Raw genomic sequence first — 15,830 nt, 5'->3', positions numbered from 1 at the left:
AGCGGAACGCGCGGAGGGGCCGCCCGTGAACGGGCGGCCCCTCCGGGGTCTGCGGTGGTGGGACTAGCCGAGGGCCGACTTCACGGCGTCGGCCAGCCGGCCCGCCACCGAGCGGGCCTGGTCGATGTCGGCGGCCTCGACCATCACGCGGACCAGCGGCTCGGTGCCGGAGGGACGCAGCAGCACCCGGCCGGTCTCGCCGAGCTCGCGCTCGGCCTCGGCGACCGCGGCGGCGAGGTCGCCGCTGGAGGCGACGCGGGACTTGTCCACGTCCGGGACGTTGATCAGCACCTGCGGCAGCCGCTCCATGACGCCCGCCAGGTCGGCCAGGGTGCGGCCGGTGGCAGCGACCCGGGCGGCCAGCAGCAGACCGGTCAGGGTGCCGTCGCCGGTCGTGGCGTGGTCCAGGACGATCACATGGCCGGACTGCTCACCGCCGAGCGCGTAGTCATGGCGCTTCATCTCCTCCAGCACATAGCGGTCGCCGACCGCCGTCTGGACGAGCTGGAGCCCCTCCCGCCCCATGGCCAGCTTGAAGCCGAGGTTCGACATCACGGTGCCGACCACCGTGTCGTGGCGCAGGGTGCCCGCCTCGCGCATGGCGAGGGCGAGGACGGCGAGGATCTGGTCGCCGTCGACCTCACGGCCGGTGGCGTCCACGGCGAGGCAGCGGTCGGCGTCACCGTCGTGGGCGACCCCGAGGTCGGCGCGGTGCTCGGCCACGGCGGCCTGGAGTTTCGCCAGGTGGGTGGAGCCATGACCGTCGTTGATGTTGAGGCCGTCCGGTTCGGCACCGATGGTGACGACCTCGGCCCCGGCCTGGGCGAACGCCTCCGGGGAGACCCGGGAGGCGGCGCCGTGGGCACCGTCGATGACGACCTTGATCCCGTCGAGCCGGTTGGGCAGGACGCCGACCAGGTGGGCCACGTAGTTGTCGAAGCCCTCCTCGTAGTCGCGGACCCGGCCCACCCCGGAGCCGGTCGGCCGGTCCCACGGCTCGCCGGAGGCGTGGGACCGGTAGGTGCTCTCGATCCGGTCCTCCAGCTCATCGGCCAGTTTGTGGCCGCCACGGGCGAAGAACTTGATGCCGTTGTCGGGCATCGGGTTGTGGCTGGCGGAGAGCATCACGCCGAGGTCCGCGTCGAGCGCACGGGTGAGATGGGCGACCGCGGGCGTCGGCAGCACGCCCACCCGCAGGACGTCCACGCCCGCGCTGGCCAGCCCCGCCACCACGGCGGCCTCCAGGAACTCCCCGGACGCGCGCGGATCCCGCCCGACCACCGCCACCGGCCGGTGTCCCTCGAAGGTTCCCGCTTCGGCGAGCACATGCGCCGCCGCGACCGACAGACCGAGTGCCATCTCAGCCGTCAGGTCGGCGTTCGCGACACCGCGCACACCATCCGTACCGAAGAGTCGTCCCACTGGTGTCCTCCGAGATTACGAGCTGGGGGGCAGGAGCTTGCCTGTAGGTATACGCCCCCTGGTGGCGATAGCCGAACGCCCCGGGGCACGGGTGGTGCCGCCGGGGCGTTCGAATGAACAGCGAATCCGCTGGGCCGATGGGCTCGGGCGGATTAGCGCTTGCTGTACTGCGGCGCCTTGCGGGCCTTCTTCAGACCGGCCTTCTTACGCTCGGTGGCGCGGTCGTCACGGGTCAGGAAGCCGGCCTTCTTCAGCGGGCCGCGGTTGTTGTCCACGTCCGCCTCGTTCAGCGCGCGGGCGATGCCCAGGCGCAGCGCACCGGCCTGACCGGAGACGCCGCCACCCGAGATACGGGCGATGACGTCGTAGCGGTCGTCCAGTTCGAGCACCTTGAAGGGCTCGTTGACTTCCTGCTGGTGCACCTTGTTGGGGAAGTACTCCTCAAGGGTACGACCGTTGATCTTCCACTTCCCGCTGCCCGGCACGATGCGGACGCGCGCCACGGCGTTCTTGCGGCGCCCGGTACCGGCGGCCGGCTGCGGGTCACCGAAGCGGGAGGCGAGCGACTCGGAGGTGTACTCCGACTCGACCGTCTCGACGCTCTCGGTGGTGTACTCCTCGACCTCGACGGGGGTCTCGGCGGTGGTCTCGGCCACGATGCTCCTCAGATTCTTTTCGTCTTAGGGGATGGCCGGGACTACTGCGCGACCTGGGTGATCTCGAACGGGACCGGCTGCTGAGCGGCGTGCGGGTGCTGGTCACCCGAGTACACCTTCAGCTTCGAGAGCATCTGACGGCCCAGGGTGTTCTTGGGGAGCATGCCCTTGATGGCCTTCTCGACGGCCTTCTCCGGGTTCTTCTCCAGCAGCTCGTCGTAACGGACGGAGCGCAGACCACCCGGGTAGCCCGAGTGGCGGTACGCCATCTTCTGGGTCCGCTTGTTGCCGGAGAGGTGCACCTTGTCGGCGTTGATGATGATGACGAAGTCACCAGTGTCGACATGCGGTGCATACACGGGCTTGTGCTTGCCTCGCAGGAGGGTGGCAGCCTGGGAGGCCAGGCGGCCCAGAACGACGTCGGCGGCGTCGATGACGTACCACTGACGCTGGACGTCGCCGGGCTTGGGGCTGTACGTACGCACGGTCGTAGCCTTCGCTTCTCAGTGTGGGGTCTCCCCAGGTCCGCTAGGACTGAGGGGACGGGTCCTTACAAGGCCACCCGGACGATCACGACAGCCATGGCCGCACCTCGGTGACGCAACCGGGTGCTTGCCGCTGGTCATCGGCCCGATGAACCGGCGTAACGGCCTCTCACGTGAGAACGAGCAAGCCAATACGCATAACGAACAGGCAGAATACCGGCCCGCCCCCGGACGGGTCAAAACACCCCCGGTTCCACTCGGGCACACCACGGCCACTCAGCGCTTACGCGCCACCCGGGCCTCGTCCCAGACCGGCTCCGACACCTCGCGGACCCGTCCGTCCGCGCCGAAGACCAGGAAGCGGTCGAAGGAGCGGGCGAACCAGCGGTCGTGCGTGACGGACAGCACGGTGCCGTCATACCGCTCCAGCCCCTCCTGGAGCGCCTCCGCGCTCTCCAGGTCCAGATTGTCCGTCGGCTCGTCCAGCAGCAGCGCGGTGGTCCCGGCCAGCTCCAGCAGCAGGATCTGGAACCGCGCCTGCTGGCCGCCGGAGAGCTTGTCGAAGGGCTGGTCGCCCTGGCGCTCCAGCTCATAGCGGCGCAGCGCGCTCATCGCGGCGCCCCGGTCCCGGGCGTGCTCGGTCCACAGGAAGTCCACCAGGGTGCGCCCGGCCAGCTCGGGGTGGGCATGGGTCTGGGCGAAGTGGCCGGGGACGACGCGGGCGCCCAGCTTCCACTCCCCGGTGTGCGCCACGTCCTCCCCCGCCAGCAGCCGCAGGAAGTGGGACTTCCCGGAGCCGTTGCTGCCGAGCACCGCGACCCGCTCGCCGTAGAAGACCTCCAGGTCGAAGGGGTGCATCAGCCCGGTGAGCTCCAGCCCCCGGCAGGTGACGGCGCGCACCCCGGTGCGGCCGCCCTTCAGCCGCATGCGGATGTCCTGCTCGCGCGGCGGCTCCTGCGGCGGGCCCGCCTCCTCGAACTTCCGCAGCCGGGTCCTGGCCGCCTGGTAGCGCCCGGCCATGTCCGAGTTGTACGCCGCCTTCTGCTTGAAGGTGAGCATCAGCCGGCGCAGCTTGGCGTGCTCCTCGTCCCAGCGGCGGCGCAGCTCCTCGAAACGGGCGAACCGCTCCTTGCGTGCCGCGTGGTAGGTGCCGAAGCCGCCGCCGTGCACCCAGACGTCGCTGCCCGCCGGACCCGGTTCCACGCTGATGATCTTCTCTGCGGCGCGGGCCAGCAGCTCCCGGTCGTGGGAGACGAACAGCACGGTCTTCTTGGTCTCCCGCAGCCGCTCCTCCAGCCAGCGCTTACCGGGGACGTCCAGGTAGTTGTCCGGCTCGTCCAGCAGCAGCACCTCGTCGTTGCCGCGCAGCAGCGACTCCAGGACCAGGCGTTTCTGCTCACCGCCGGAGAGGGTGCGCACCTCGCGCCACTGGGCGCGTTCGTAGGGGACGCCGAGCGCGGCGGCGGTGCACATGTCCCACATCGTCTCGATCTCGTAGCCACCGGCCTCGGCCCAGTCGCTGAGCGCCTGGGCGTACGCCATCTGGGCGGGCTCGTCGTCCCGCGTCATGATCGCGTACTCGGCGTCGTCCACGGCCTTCGCCGCCTGCCGGACGCGAGGGCGGGCGACGGAGACCAGCAGGTCGCGCACGGTGCGCTCATCCCGGACCGATCCCACGAACTGGGGCATCACCCCGAGGCCGCCGCTGGCCGTCACGGAGCCGCCGTGCGGCTGGAGCTCTCCGGCGATCAGCCGGAGCAGGGTGGTCTTGCCCGCGCCGTTGGCCCCGACGAGCGCCACCGCGGCGCCCTCCCCGACCCGGAAGGACACATCCCCCAGCAGCACCCGGCCATCGGGCAGGTAGTACTCCAGGTGTGCCGCTTCCAGATGTCCCATGCCCGGATTGTGACCGCACCCCCCTCGGCGGGCCAACCGGTTTATGAGCTGGGCGGATTAAGATGCGCGCCATGAGCTTTGGGCAAGGGGGACCGTACGGGCCCGGGGGTGGGGCGCCTCAGCCACCGACACCGGACTGGAACGCGCTGGCGGATGACACCGCCGCACGCGGCAGACGCCGCAAATGGCTGCTGGCCGGTGGCGGACTGCTCGCGACCGGCGCCGTGGCGGCGATCGTGGCCATAGCGGTGACCAGCGGCGACGACAAGGGTTCGCGGTCCGACGGATCGGCGAGCCATCTGCCCACCCCGCCGGATCTGCCGAGCGGTACGCCGACCCCGGAGCCCACCTTCTCCGATGTGGCCCCGCCGGCGCCGCCGAAGCCGCTGGACATCATCTCCAGCGCCAAGCGGGACAAGGCACCGCTCGGCGCGGGGACCCTCTTCCCGGACAAGAAGGCCGTCGTCCAGGGTCGGAGCTATCCGAGGGCGGCGACCTCCGCCACCTCCAGCTGTTCCTCGGTGGCCCAGGCCGGGCTCGCCACCGCGCTGAACGGCAACGGCTGCCGCAAGGTCTTCCGCGCGACCTACACCCGGGACGGGGTCGCGGTCACCGTCGGCATCGCCGTCTTCGACACCAAGGGCGCGGCGGAGAAGGCCAAGAAGCAGGCCGAGGGCGGGGTCGCGGCCCTGAACGGGGGCGGGGTGAACTTCTGTCACGGCCCGGTGTGCCGCAGGTCCACCAACGCCATCGGCCGGTACGCCTACTTCACGATCTCCGGCTACACCTCGGGCAAGTCCGTGACCGAGTCGGACACCAAGGCGCTGCGCGCCGGCCGGGATCTCGCGGACTACGCGTTCCGCCGCATCCTGGCCCGGGGCAACGCCCAGGCGTCGGCGGAGGCCTCGGCCACCACCGGCTGACGCCCGCGCCGCCCCGGACGGGGGGCGCGGGTCAGCGGGTGGGACTCAGCGGGCGCGGGTCAGGAGGCGCTCGCCTTGGCGATCTTGGCGACCTGCGCCTTCACCAGCTCGGCCGGGACATCGGACGCGCTGGGGGACATCAGGTTCACCCCGAAGAACACGCTGAGCTGGGGACCGGTGCGCGCCACGTTGAACTTCACCACGGCCTTCTCCTTGCTCGCGTCGACCAGGCTGAAGGCGAGCGACTCATCGCCCTGCCCGGGGTCGTCCAGCGGCGTCACCTTGGCGACGTCGGACTTCTTCCCGGAGCCGTCCTTGGCCCCGAACCCGTCCTGGCAGGCCGACACCGCGGCGCGCAGGTCCTTGATGGTGCGCTCGGCGTCACCGTCCGCGTAGGAGGAGAGCCGGATCATGCCGGAGCCGCCCAGCTTCCCGCCCTTGGACTGGGCGTAGGTGCGGAAGACGGTTTCCTTGGGCGCGGGGTCGAAGGAGGCCCCCATCAGCGCGGCGATCGGCTGGCATTCGGACTGCGCGGCCTTGGCCGCGCCACCGTCGGAGATCTCCTTCTCCGACATCTTCTGGAACTCGAAGCCCTTGAGGTCGGCCTTGGTCACGGCGGCCTTGTCCAGCTCGGCCGCGGACAACTGCTTGCCCGCCGTGGACGCGTCGTCCTTGGCGCCGCCCCCCTTGGCCTTGTCATCGCCGCTGTCGCTGCCACCGCACCCGGTCACCAGACCGAGGGCAGCGACCACAGCCGCCGCCGCGACAGCAACGCGCGTACCAGACTTCATCACGATTTTGTCCATTCTTGATTGACGCCCCACCCTGTGTTTCAGAGGTCATCCAACAACGGACGGGCACGGCACACCAAGGGATTTCGCTCACGATCCGGTATCGCCACCTCCTGCGCGGACCCCCCGGCGGGCCCGACGGTTGTACACCGCGCCCGCGGTGTGGCGGACGCCCCTTCACCCCAGGCAAAAGCAACTTTTCCGGCCCGCAACGGTCTTACCGACCGACCACCGGGCCCAGCCGGAAAGGGGGCGCCGTCGCGGCGGTGGGACCGCCGCGCGGCCGGCACCATGAAGATTTCTTTTCTGCTGCACAACGCCTACGGGATCGGCGGCACCATCCGGTCGACCTTCAACGTGGCCGGGGCGCTCGCCGCCCGGCACCGCGTGGAGATCGTCTCCGTGATCCGCACCGTCGACACCCCGAGCCTCCCCCTCCACCCGGCCGTCCGGCTCAGACCCCTGACCGACCAACGCCCCGCCGCCGAGGGCCGGTCCACCGATCTCGGGCACCCGCTGCTGGAGCGGCCCAGCGCCCATGTGCCCGAGGCCGAGGCGAGGGGCACGGTCAACTTCAACGCCCTCACCGACGAGCGCATCGCCGCCCATCTCCGCGACACCGACGCGGACGTGGTCATCGCCACCCGCCCCGGTCTCGTCATCTGCCTCGCCGAACTCGGGCGGGAGGGCCGCTATCTGCGGATCGGCCAGGAGCACCGGCTCTACGGCACCCACCGGGCCGAGATCCGCGCCGCCTGCGACACCGCCATCGCCCGGCTCGACGCGCACACCGCCGTCTCCGAGGCCGACGCCGCCACCCACCGCGCCCGGCTGCCCGGGATCCCCACCCGGCTGACCGCACTGCCCAACGCGGTGCCCGCGACCGGGGTCGAACCCTCCGACGGCCGGGCCCGGCTGGTCGTGGCCGCCGGCCGGCTGATCCCCGTCAAACGCTACGACCTGCTGGTCGACGCCTGGGCCACGGTCGCGGCCGAACACCCCGACTGGCGCCTGCGGATCTACGGCCGGGGCCCGCAACAGCCCGCGCTGCGCCGCCGGATCGACGCCCTCGGGCTGGCCGGGCGGATCACCCTCATGGGCGCCCACTCCCCCATCGAGACCGAATGGGCCAAGGGCGCGGTCGCCGCCGTCACCTCGCGCGAGGAATCCTTCGGGATGACCATCGTGGAGGCCATGCACTGCGGAGTGCCCGTCGTCGCCACCGACTGCCCGCACGGACCGGGCGAGATCATCACCGACGGCCGGGACGGTCTGCTGGTCCCGCCCGGGGACGCCGACGGTATCGCCCGGGGACTGCTCACCCTGATCGAGGACGGTGCGCTGCGCCGCACCATGGCCGCCGCGGCCCGTGAGTCCGCGCGGCGCTACGCACCGGAGCGGGTGGCGGCCGCGTACGAGGAACTGTTCGCCGAACTCCGTGCCGCCCGCGGCGCCCCCGCCCCCGCCGTCGCCCCCACCCGGCATGTCACCGGCGCCTTCCTGCCCGGTGCGACGGGCTCCGGACGCGCGGCGGGCACCCCGCTGGTCTCCCTCAAGGGCGCGGTCAAGGCACTGATCCGCAAACCCCTGCGCCCCGTCGCCGACTGCCGGGTCACCCCCGACGGACGGTTCCTGTTTCGGATCGGGCCCGAAGGCGTCCACGGCGCCGGACTCGGTCTGACCCTCACCCGCCGCGGCGACGGCGACGGCGCGGAACCGGTCCGGATGCCGCTCCACCCCCCGGCCGTGCCCGCCGACCCGTGGACGGCCACCCTCGACCGCGCCGTCCTCGATCTCGCCGAGGGCCGCTGGGACCTGCACGTCGTACGCCCCTCCGACGGCGTCCGCCGACGCGTCCTCGGCCGGTACGCCGAAGGGCGCGGACTGCTCGGCCTCGACCCGCTGCCCGGTTCGCCGTTCAGCTGGTGGATCCCCTACCGGACCGTCGACGGCCATCTCTCGCTGCGCGCCTGGCACCGCCCCGCGCACGCCGAAGCCCGCGAGATCCATACCGGGGACGGCGCACTCACCGTCGAAGGCACCCTGCACGAGTGCTCTTCGGTGCCGGTTCCGCGCCACGGGCCGTCGCCGCCCCCCGCGGCCGCTGCCGCGCCCTGTCCGCCGACATCACCGTCCTGGACCGCGGACGGTTCCGCTTCACCCTGCCCTACGAGCGCGTGCACGCCGCCCGCGACGGCCGCGACGGATCCGCGACATGGGAGCTGACGCTGCGTAAGTCCCCGGACTCCACCGTCCCGATCCCCCTCGGCCGGGTCATCGGCGACATCCTCGATCGCGACCGGACCGACCTCTACCCGGTCACCCACGGGGTACGCCCGTACCTCACCCGGACCGGGGACCTGGCCATCGCATGCCCCACCACGGTGAATTGAGCACCCGAACCGAACGGAGTGTGTTTGGCGCGGACGGTGCCGGTAACACTCGGTGATATCAGCCTCGAGCGAGGAGACCTCTGCGAAAGGCATAACGATGTCAACAATGACGCTCGTCATCCTGGTGGCGGCCCTGGGGGCCATGGCTGCGCTGGTGTTCGCCCCGGCGGTCCGCCAAAGCGGCCGCAGTGGACTCATGAACCGGTTCGGCCCCGAGTACGACCGGGCCGTCTCCCGGCACAACGGCGATGAGAAAGCCGCGCAGTGGGAGCTGAGCGAGCGGGTACGGCACTACGGCGATCTGCCGATACAGCGTCTGTCACCCGAGGCCCGCGAGCAGTACGCGGCCCGGTGGGCGGGCCTTCAGGAGCACTTCGTCGACGCCCCCGCCCACGCGGTGCGGGAAGCCGACCGGCTGCTGGGTGAATTGGCCGTCGAGCGCGGTTACGACTCCGGGTCCCACGAGGAGCAGATGGACGCGATCTCCGTCCGTCACGCCTATGTTGTCGACGCCTACCGACAGCTCCACCTGATGGCCGCGCGGACGCGCGGCGACGGACAGGTCGACACGGAGCGGATGCGTGAGGTCCTGGTCTCCGCCCGCGTCCTGTTCGAGGAGCTGGTCCGCGCCCAGCCCCATGACAAGGGTCCGCGCCGCCGTCACCCCTCGCTGCGACCGGTGCTGCCGCAGCAGAACCGGGGCGGTCACCGTTCCGGCCGGATCCCGGGGCAGCGGCTGGGCCCGGCCCGGTGATCACCCGGCCGTCGGCGGCCGATCGGGTGATCAGCCGCCGGTGAGCCGGACGGCCAGCGCGAGGGTGTCGTCCGGATGGAGGATCACGGTGTGCATATCCCCGGCGACCGCGCCGGGGATCTCCTCCGTCGGACGGCCCCGATGGCTCCGCGCCGCCTCGACCAGCCGCTTCTCACCCTCGATCGGGTCACGGCGGCTCTCGGTCAGCCCGTCGGTGTAGAGCAGCAGCAGATCCCCCGGCGCCAGCCGGTCACTGACCAGCCGGTCGCTCCCGGGCAGCGGAAAGCCGATACCGCGGCCCCGGGCCTCAAGATATTCGGCTGCTCCGTCCTCCCGCAGCATCAGCGCGGGAGGATGGCTGCCGTTGGCCACCCGTAGCTCCCCGGTCGCCGGATTCACCCGTACCAGCAGCACGGTGGCCATCACATTGCGGTCGAAGGGCAGCAGGATCTCGTCGGTCCGCGCCACGATCGACTGGAGGTGATGACCCTCCAGCGCCAGGGTGCGCACCGCGTGGGTGACGTTGAGCGCGCTGCGCGTACTGGTCACCCCGTGTCCCAGGGCGTCCACGACGGTGATGTGGACCGTGCCGTCGGGCAGCACGAACCAGTCGTAGAGATCCCCGCCGGTGGGGGCGTCGGTCCCCGCGGGCGCGTAGTGCACGGCCAGTTCGAGCCCCTCGACCGCCAGCGGGGCCGGCCGCAGCGCGTCCTCGAGTTCGCGCAGGGTCTGGCCGTGGGCGGTGCGCAACTGCTCATCGCGCTCGTCGAGCTGGACGTAGAGCGCGAGAACCCCGCTGTTGGTCTCCTCCAGTTCGTCCTTCAGCCTGCGGTGCTCGGCGGTGAGCGCGTCGGCGCGGGCCATCACCGCCCGCAGCTCCTCATCGGCCAGCGCCGCGTCGTCGGCCGGACCACTGCCGTTGACGGAGCCGCCGGTGGAGCCATGGCTCTGGGACGCGGAACCCGCCGCGCGGGCGGGCAGCCGCCACACCACGTCCAGACCGTGCACCGCGTCGGCGGGCAGCGGCAGCTCGGTCACCGACCGCGGGGCCGGGGGCCGGGCCGTGCGCAGGGTCACGGTGAGCAGGCCGAGCCCGCTGCCCCGCGCATTCCGGTCCGGTTCGAACGACCAGGTCACGCTGGTGCCCTCGGCCGTCCGTACGGCCTCCGCCGCGATCTCGGACGCGGACAGCACCAGCCGCCCCCGCAGCACGGGGTCCAGGCCGTGGTCACGGGCCATCCGTCGTATGGCCCGGCTCAGCTCCGCCTTGGTGGCGCATCCAGCGGTCCGGGTGGTCATGGAAGCCTCGGTGTGTGGGGAGATCTGGTCGCCAGGACGGTCGCGTCGTCCCGCAGCCGTCGGTGCCCGTGGGCGAGTGCCGCGGACAGCAGCGACGGCGGGAGGCGCAGCAGGGACGGCGACGGGTCCCGCGCCCACCGGCAGTCGATACCGTCGCTGTACAGCACCACGGTGGCGCCCGGCGGCACCGGGAAGCCGTGGGCGCGCGGCGGCGGCATGCTCCAGCCGACCACCCCGGGCTGCCCGGTCAGCCGGTGCCGCACGCCCTCGTGGGTCACGGTCAGCGCGCGGACGTTGCCGATACCGCAGTACTCCGCGCCCCGCGGACCCAGCCGCAGCAGCCCGACGGCCGCCCCGCGGGTGCGCCGCAGTACCCGGTTCATGGCGGTGAGCAGCTCGGGCAGCGGCAGACCGGGGTCGCCGAGGAAGGACCGCAGCGCTGCCCGGGCCGCCTCGGCCGCCTGCGGACCGTGCCCCAGTCCGTCCACGACGGCGGCGGTGCGGGTCTCACCGACCTGGACGACGGCCCGCGCGTCACCGCAGTCCTCCTCGCCCTCCACCGCCAGGCACACCGAACCCACGTCCTGGAGCCCGTCCTCGCGTTCGCCCGGCGGGGTCAGCCGGGCGCACGCCCAGGTCCCGCCGCCGCTGCCGGTCCCGGTGCGGATGGTGAAGTGGGTGGCCAGCCGGCTCACCGCGCCCAGCCCCACGCCCAGCGTCCCGGCGGTGGTGTAGCCATCGGCCAGACAGCGCTCCAGCTCCGCCATCCCCGGGCCGCGGTCGGCGGCCAGGATCTCCACCCCGGTGCCCAGCGGGGTCGGCTGTATGTAGAGCGTGCCGTCGCTGGCGTGCTTGTCCAGATTGCTCGCCAGCTCCGACGCGATCACGGCAGCCTGGTCGGGCAGCGCACCCGGCAGCCCGCGCTCCCGCGCCACCTCCCGCGCGGTCGCCGCGGCCAGGTGCACCGCGCTGTGGTGGTCGACCCGCACGGTGGCGGTATGCGGTGGGCCGGTGCGGCTCAACGGGCCGTCCAGCGGGTGGCGGTCACCACGGTGCCCCCGCCGGGCGTGGTCTGCACCGTGAACTCGTCCATCAGCCGCCGGGCCCCGCCCAGGCCGTGGCCCAGACCGGAACCGGTGGTGAAGCCGTCCGTGAGCGCCGCGTCCAGGTCCGCGATTCCCGGTCCGTCGTCCTTGACCACCAACCGCAGCCCACGGGCACCGGGCCGCCGCGGATACTCGATGGTGACGGTGCCTCCGCCGCCGTGGACGTACGCGTTACGGGCGAGCTCACTGGCGGCGGTGACCACCCGGGTCTGGTCCACCAGCCCGAAGCCGACCTCCACCGTGGCCGCGCGCACCGCGTGCCGCACCGTCAGCAGGTCCTCCTCGGTGCGCACCACATGGGCGGCCGGTGCGCTCGCGCGCTCCTCCGCGGACGTGGGGACCATCGTCACCCACGACGCCAGGGCGGACTCACCGGCCGGCGCCACGTCGGGTTCCTTCCACGGGATCGGGCGCCTGCCGCCACCCCAGCGCGGCCAGCCCCTGCTCGGCGTTGAGGGCGGTCTCCACGCCGACCAGTTCGATACCCAGCTCGACCAGAGTGATGGCCACCGGCGGACGCATCCCCGCCACGATCACCCGGGCGCCCAGCAGCCTCGCCACGGTGGTCAGTTCCATCAGGGTGCGCGCCACGAAGGAGTCGATGATCTCGAGCCGTGAGATGTCGATGAGCACACCGCGGGCGCTGGAAGCCGAGATCCGTTCGGTCAGCTCCTCGGTGAAGGCGACGGCGGCGCCGTCGTCCAGCTCGTTGAGCAACCCGGTGACCAGGACGTCACCCAGCCGCAGGATCGGCACGCCCGCGAGGCGTGGCGCGGTCACCGGCTCTCTCCCTCGTCCCCGTCGGGTCCCGGACCGTCGATCAGCTTGATGGCGGCCGCCAGCGCGTCGGCCAGCGTCGCGCGGGTCAGGATGGCGGACAGATCGATCCCGAGCTGGGCGATGGTCTGCGCGATCGACGGACGGACGCCGCTGATCACACAGTCCGCGCCCATCAGCCGCACCGCGTTGACCGTCTGCATCAGGTGCTGCGCGACCGCGGTGTCCACCGTGGGCACACCCGTGATGTCCACGATCGCGACCAGGGCCTCATGGTCCTGTATGGCCTGGAGCAGGTTCTCCATCACCACCTGTGTGCGGGCGGTGTCCAGGGTGCCGATCAGCGGAACCGCCAGCACCTGCCGCCACAGCCGCACCACCGGGGTGGACAGCTCCATCAACTGCTGGCTCTGCCGCCGGATGATGTCCTCGCGGCCCTCGACATAGGTCTCGAAAGACAGCGCTCCGGCCACGTCCAGCAGCCGGTTGATGAACACCGCCGACGCGAACAGCTCCTCCGCGTCCCGGGTCTCCCGCTGCACCGCCTTGAGCAGCGCCTCCTTGAGCGCGAGCACCGCGAGCGAGGTCACCGTCGGAGTGGCCCCGCCGCGCGCGCGGCGCATCGACAGCCGCACCACCGCTTCATGCAGCCCGGTGTGGGAGGTGACCACCCGGTCCACCGGCACACCGCTCTCCAGACCCGGGACCAGCGCGTCGATCAACGCGTCGGCCTCCTCGCGGAGTTCCGCCTCGCTGATGTCCGTCCCCAGCAGCGCCTGCTCCAGCTGCAACTCCACCCAGCGGTCGGCGATTTCCGCGTCCCGCTCACGCAGCGCCCTGGTCAGGCGTTCCCGTACGGCGGCCTCACTGGTAGTCACGCGCATCCCTTTCGCGCCAGCCTTCGTTCTGTTGTCGGACGGCAAATATTATCGATCTTCCAGATGCCCCGGAAGACGATGCCCGTCCCTCCCGCCGTCCCCATACCGCCGCCTTCCGCCGCGTTCCAGTCAACTCCTGACACCATGCGCGGCGCCGAGTACCCGTGTGCGCGCACCTCACACCTGCCGGGGCGGAACGGGAATCAGCAGCACCCCGCGGCCAGGTCCACCGCGGTGGCACCCGGGAGGCTCCGCTTGTTGCGGGACGCCCGGTTACGGGCGGCGAGTTGGTCGTCGGCAGGGTATCCGACCTCTTCCAGGGTCAGTCCGTGCGGCCGGACGACATGGACGGCGGAGTCCCGCACCCCCGCGGCCAGCACCCGGCCGGGCCAGTCCGCGGGACGGTGGCCGTCGCCCACGAAGAGCAGGGCACCGACCAGGGAACGGACCATGTTGTGGCAGAAGGCGTCGGCCCGCACCGTGGCGGTGATCACACCGTCCGGACCGCGCTCCCAGCTCAGCCGCTGGAGGGTGCGGATGGTGGTCGCGCCGTCGCGGCGCTTGCAGTAGGCGGCGAAGTCGTGTTCGCCCAGCAGCCGTGTCGAGGCGGCGTTCATCGCGTCCACGTCCAGCGGCCAGTCATGCCAGAGCACATGGCCGCGCAGCAGCGGATCGACACCACCGGGGTGATCGCTGACGCGGTAGGCGTAGCGGCGCCAGATCGCGGAGAAGCGGGCGTTGAAACCGGCGGGTGCCTCGGCGACGCGCCACACCCGCACATCGTGCGGCAGCCGTCCGGCCAGCCGGCGCAGCAGCTTGTCCCGGTGCTCGGCCCACAACGGCTCCGGCAGATCGACGTGGGCCACCTGACCACGGGCGTGCACCCCCGCGTCGGTACGGCCCGCGACGGTCAGCTCATAGGTCTCGGACGAACGGGTCACCGTGCGCAGCGCGGTCTCCAGTTCGCCCTGTACGGTGCGCCGCTCGCGCTGCTTCGCCCAGCCCGAGAAGTCCGCGCCGTCGTAGCTCAGGTCCAGCCGGACCCGTACGAAGCCGGGAGCCGCCTCGTCACTCACCACAGTTCCTCTCGATCACGCGGGACATGCGGAAGGGCCCGCCCCTGTGGTGGGGCGGGCCCGTCCGTGCGGCCGTCAGACGGCTCGGGCGTCCGGCTCACCCCCGCTCGCGCGGGGAGTGGGCTCAGGCGTCCTTCGACTCCTCGGCGGGGGCCTCGGTGGCCTCCGCCTCGGCGGGAGCCTCGTCCTTCTTCAGGTCCGCGACAGCCTGGTCACCGGCGACGTCCTTGGCGGAACGCTTGGCGGCGGCCTCGGCCTCGCCGACAGCCTCCTGCTGCACGGTCAGCGCCTCGACCAGCTCGATGACCGCCATCGGGGCGTTGTCGCCACGACGGTTGCCGATCTTGGTGATACGGGTGTAGCCACCCGGCCGGTTCTCGTAGCGCGGCGCGATCTCGGTGAAGAGGGTGTGCACAACGCTCTTGTCACGGATGGACTGGAGCACCAGACGGCGGTTGTGAAGGTCGCCCTTCTTCGCCTTGGTGACCAGCTTCTCCGCGACCGGGCGCAGGCGGCGGGCCTTCGCCTCGGTGGTGGTGATCCGGCCGTGCTCGAACAGCGCGGTGGCGAGGTTCGCCAGCATGAGCCGCTCGTGCGCAGCGCTGCCGCCCAGACGGGCGCCCTTGGTGGGCTTCGGCATGTGTTTCTCCTAGGTGTCTGCACCGGCCGTATCAGGTACCGGTGTCAGTTACCGACGAGCGTGCGCCCGCCGGAGGTTTCAGTACTGCTCGGTCTCCACGAAACCGGCGTCCGCGTCGTCGTCCGCCCCGAAGGCGTCCGCGGCGGCGGTCGGGTCGAATCCGGGCGGGCTGTCCTTGAGCGCCAGGCCCATACCGGCCAGCTTCGCCTTGACCTCGTCGATCGACTTGGCACCGAAGTTGCGGATGTCCAGCAGGTCCGCCTCGGAACGGGCCACCAGCTCGCCCACCGAGTGGATGCCTTCACGCTTGAGGCAGTTGTACGAGCGGACCGTGAGCTCGAGCTCCTCGATCGGCAGCGCCAGATCGGCGGCCAGGGCGGCGTCCGTCGGGGACGGGCCCATGTCGATGCCCTCGGCGTCCACGTTCAGCTCGCGGGCCAGGCCGAACAGCTCGACCAGGGTCTTACCGGCCGACGCCATGGCGTCGCGCGGGCGCATGGCCTGCTTGGTCTCGACGTCGACGATCAGCTTGTCGAAGTCGGTGCGCTGCTCGACTCGGGTCGCCTCGACCTTGTAGGTGACCTTGAGGACCGGCGAGTAGATCGAGTCGACCGGGATCCGGCCGATCTCCTGGCCGACCTGCTTGTTCTGGACGGCGGAGACATAGCCGCGACCGCGCTCGACGGTCAGCTCCATCTCCAGCTTGCCCTTGCCGTTCAGCGTGGCCAGGACCA

The 15,830-nt window shown here is 71.7% G+C and carries 17 protein-coding genes; 4 read left to right on the top strand and 13 right to left on the bottom strand.

Annotation, left to right across the window (positions count from 1 at the left end):
• Positions 1-63: 63 nt before the first annotated feature.
• The 4 genes from glmM to AC07FT_RS31215 form a co-directional block, all read right to left on the bottom strand.
• Complete coding sequence (glmM, locus tag AC07FT_RS31230; RefSeq protein WP_479179339.1) at positions 64-1,422, bottom strand: phosphoglucosamine mutase; 1,359 nt, start codon at positions 1,420-1,422, stop codon at positions 64-66.
• A 152-nt stretch (positions 1,423-1,574) separates the two neighbouring features.
• Positions 1,575-2,078: a 30S ribosomal protein S9 gene (gene rpsI / locus AC07FT_RS31225; RefSeq protein ID WP_254743824.1), complete on the bottom strand. Its 504-nt coding sequence runs from the start codon at positions 2,076-2,078 to the stop codon at positions 1,575-1,577.
• Between the two features lie 41 nt (positions 2,079-2,119).
• Positions 2,120-2,563 carry a 50S ribosomal protein L13 gene (gene rplM, locus AC07FT_RS31220; protein ID WP_479179337.1) on the bottom strand — a complete coding sequence of 148 codons (444 nt, stop codon included), beginning with the start codon at positions 2,561-2,563 and terminating at the stop codon, positions 2,120-2,122.
• A 276-nt stretch (positions 2,564-2,839) separates the two neighbouring features.
• Positions 2,840-4,459, bottom strand: a complete 1,620-nt coding sequence (locus AC07FT_RS31215; protein ID WP_479179336.1) for an ABC-F family ATP-binding cassette domain-containing protein — start codon at positions 4,457-4,459, stop codon at positions 2,840-2,842.
• 71 nt (positions 4,460-4,530) lie between these two features.
• Here AC07FT_RS31215 and AC07FT_RS31210 point away from each other — a divergent pair, with 71 nt between their 5' ends.
• Complete coding sequence (locus AC07FT_RS31210; RefSeq protein WP_471203475.1) at positions 4,531-5,382, top strand: hypothetical protein; 852 nt, start codon at positions 4,531-4,533, stop codon at positions 5,380-5,382.
• 59 nt (positions 5,383-5,441) lie between these two features.
• Here AC07FT_RS31210 and AC07FT_RS31205 read toward each other — a convergent pair whose 3' ends face one another.
• Complete coding sequence (locus AC07FT_RS31205; protein WP_479179334.1) at positions 5,442-6,173, bottom strand: hypothetical protein; 732 nt, start codon at positions 6,171-6,173, stop codon at positions 5,442-5,444.
• Positions 6,174-6,464: 291 nt separating this feature from the next.
• Here AC07FT_RS31205 and AC07FT_RS31200 point away from each other — a divergent pair, with 291 nt between their 5' ends.
• The 3 genes from AC07FT_RS31200 (at position 6,465) to AC07FT_RS31190 (ending at position 9,320) form a co-directional block, all read left to right on the top strand.
• Positions 6,465-8,399 carry a glycosyltransferase gene (locus AC07FT_RS31200; protein WP_479179332.1) on the top strand — a complete coding sequence of 645 codons (1,935 nt, stop codon included), beginning with the start codon at positions 6,465-6,467 and terminating at the stop codon, positions 8,397-8,399.
• Positions 8,351-8,566 carry a hypothetical protein gene (locus tag AC07FT_RS31195; protein WP_479179331.1) on the top strand — a complete coding sequence of 72 codons (216 nt, stop codon included), beginning with the start codon at positions 8,351-8,353 and terminating at the stop codon, positions 8,564-8,566. The genes AC07FT_RS31200 and AC07FT_RS31195 overlap by 49 nt, the downstream gene beginning before the upstream one ends.
• Before the next feature lie 106 nt (positions 8,567-8,672).
• Positions 8,673-9,320 carry a hypothetical protein gene (locus AC07FT_RS31190; RefSeq protein WP_471203481.1) on the top strand — a complete coding sequence of 216 codons (648 nt, stop codon included), beginning with the start codon at positions 8,673-8,675 and terminating at the stop codon, positions 9,318-9,320.
• Positions 9,321-9,350: 30 nt separating this feature from the next.
• On the opposite strand, the gene AC07FT_RS31185 is transcribed toward AC07FT_RS31190, so the two are convergent.
• The 8 genes from AC07FT_RS31185 to AC07FT_RS31150 all read right to left on the bottom strand — a co-directional run.
• On the bottom strand, positions 9,351-10,619 hold the full coding sequence (locus AC07FT_RS31185; protein ID WP_471203483.1) for a PP2C family protein-serine/threonine phosphatase: 1,269 nt from the start codon (positions 10,617-10,619) through the stop codon (positions 9,351-9,353).
• Complete coding sequence (locus tag AC07FT_RS31180) at positions 10,616-11,641, bottom strand: SpoIIE family protein phosphatase (protein WP_479179329.1); 1,026 nt, start codon at positions 11,639-11,641, stop codon at positions 10,616-10,618. The genes AC07FT_RS31185 and AC07FT_RS31180 overlap by 4 nt, the downstream gene beginning before the upstream one ends.
• Entirely contained in the window at positions 11,638-12,069 is a 432-nt protein-coding gene (locus tag AC07FT_RS31175) for an ATP-binding protein (protein ID WP_471203501.1), read from the bottom strand. Before AC07FT_RS31175 ends, AC07FT_RS31180 begins: the two co-directional genes overlap by 4 nt.
• A gap of 25 nt (positions 12,070-12,094) precedes the next feature.
• Positions 12,095-12,505: an STAS domain-containing protein gene (locus tag AC07FT_RS31170; RefSeq protein ID WP_432011010.1), complete on the bottom strand. Its 411-nt coding sequence runs from the start codon at positions 12,503-12,505 to the stop codon at positions 12,095-12,097.
• Entirely contained in the window at positions 12,502-13,380 is an 879-nt protein-coding gene (locus AC07FT_RS31165; RefSeq protein WP_479179327.1) for an STAS domain-containing protein, read from the bottom strand. Before AC07FT_RS31165 ends, AC07FT_RS31170 begins: the two co-directional genes overlap by 4 nt.
• A 203-nt stretch (positions 13,381-13,583) precedes the next feature.
• Complete coding sequence (truA, locus tag AC07FT_RS31160; protein WP_471203488.1) at positions 13,584-14,456, bottom strand: tRNA pseudouridine(38-40) synthase TruA; 873 nt, start codon at positions 14,454-14,456, stop codon at positions 13,584-13,586.
• A 124-nt stretch (positions 14,457-14,580) separates the two neighbouring features.
• A complete protein-coding gene (rplQ, locus tag AC07FT_RS31155; protein ID WP_471203489.1) occupies positions 14,581-15,096 on the bottom strand; it encodes a 50S ribosomal protein L17 in 516 nt (171 codons plus the stop codon).
• 78 nt (positions 15,097-15,174) lie between these two features.
• A partial coding sequence (locus tag AC07FT_RS31150) for a DNA-directed RNA polymerase subunit alpha (protein ID WP_479179326.1) occupies positions 15,175-15,830 on the bottom strand: 656 nt, incomplete at its 5' end.

The organism is Streptomyces sp. NPDC045899 (assembly GCF_056431485.1).
Note: the sequence above shows the minus strand (reverse complement) of the source record. Positions and strands in the feature narration are given on the sequence as shown.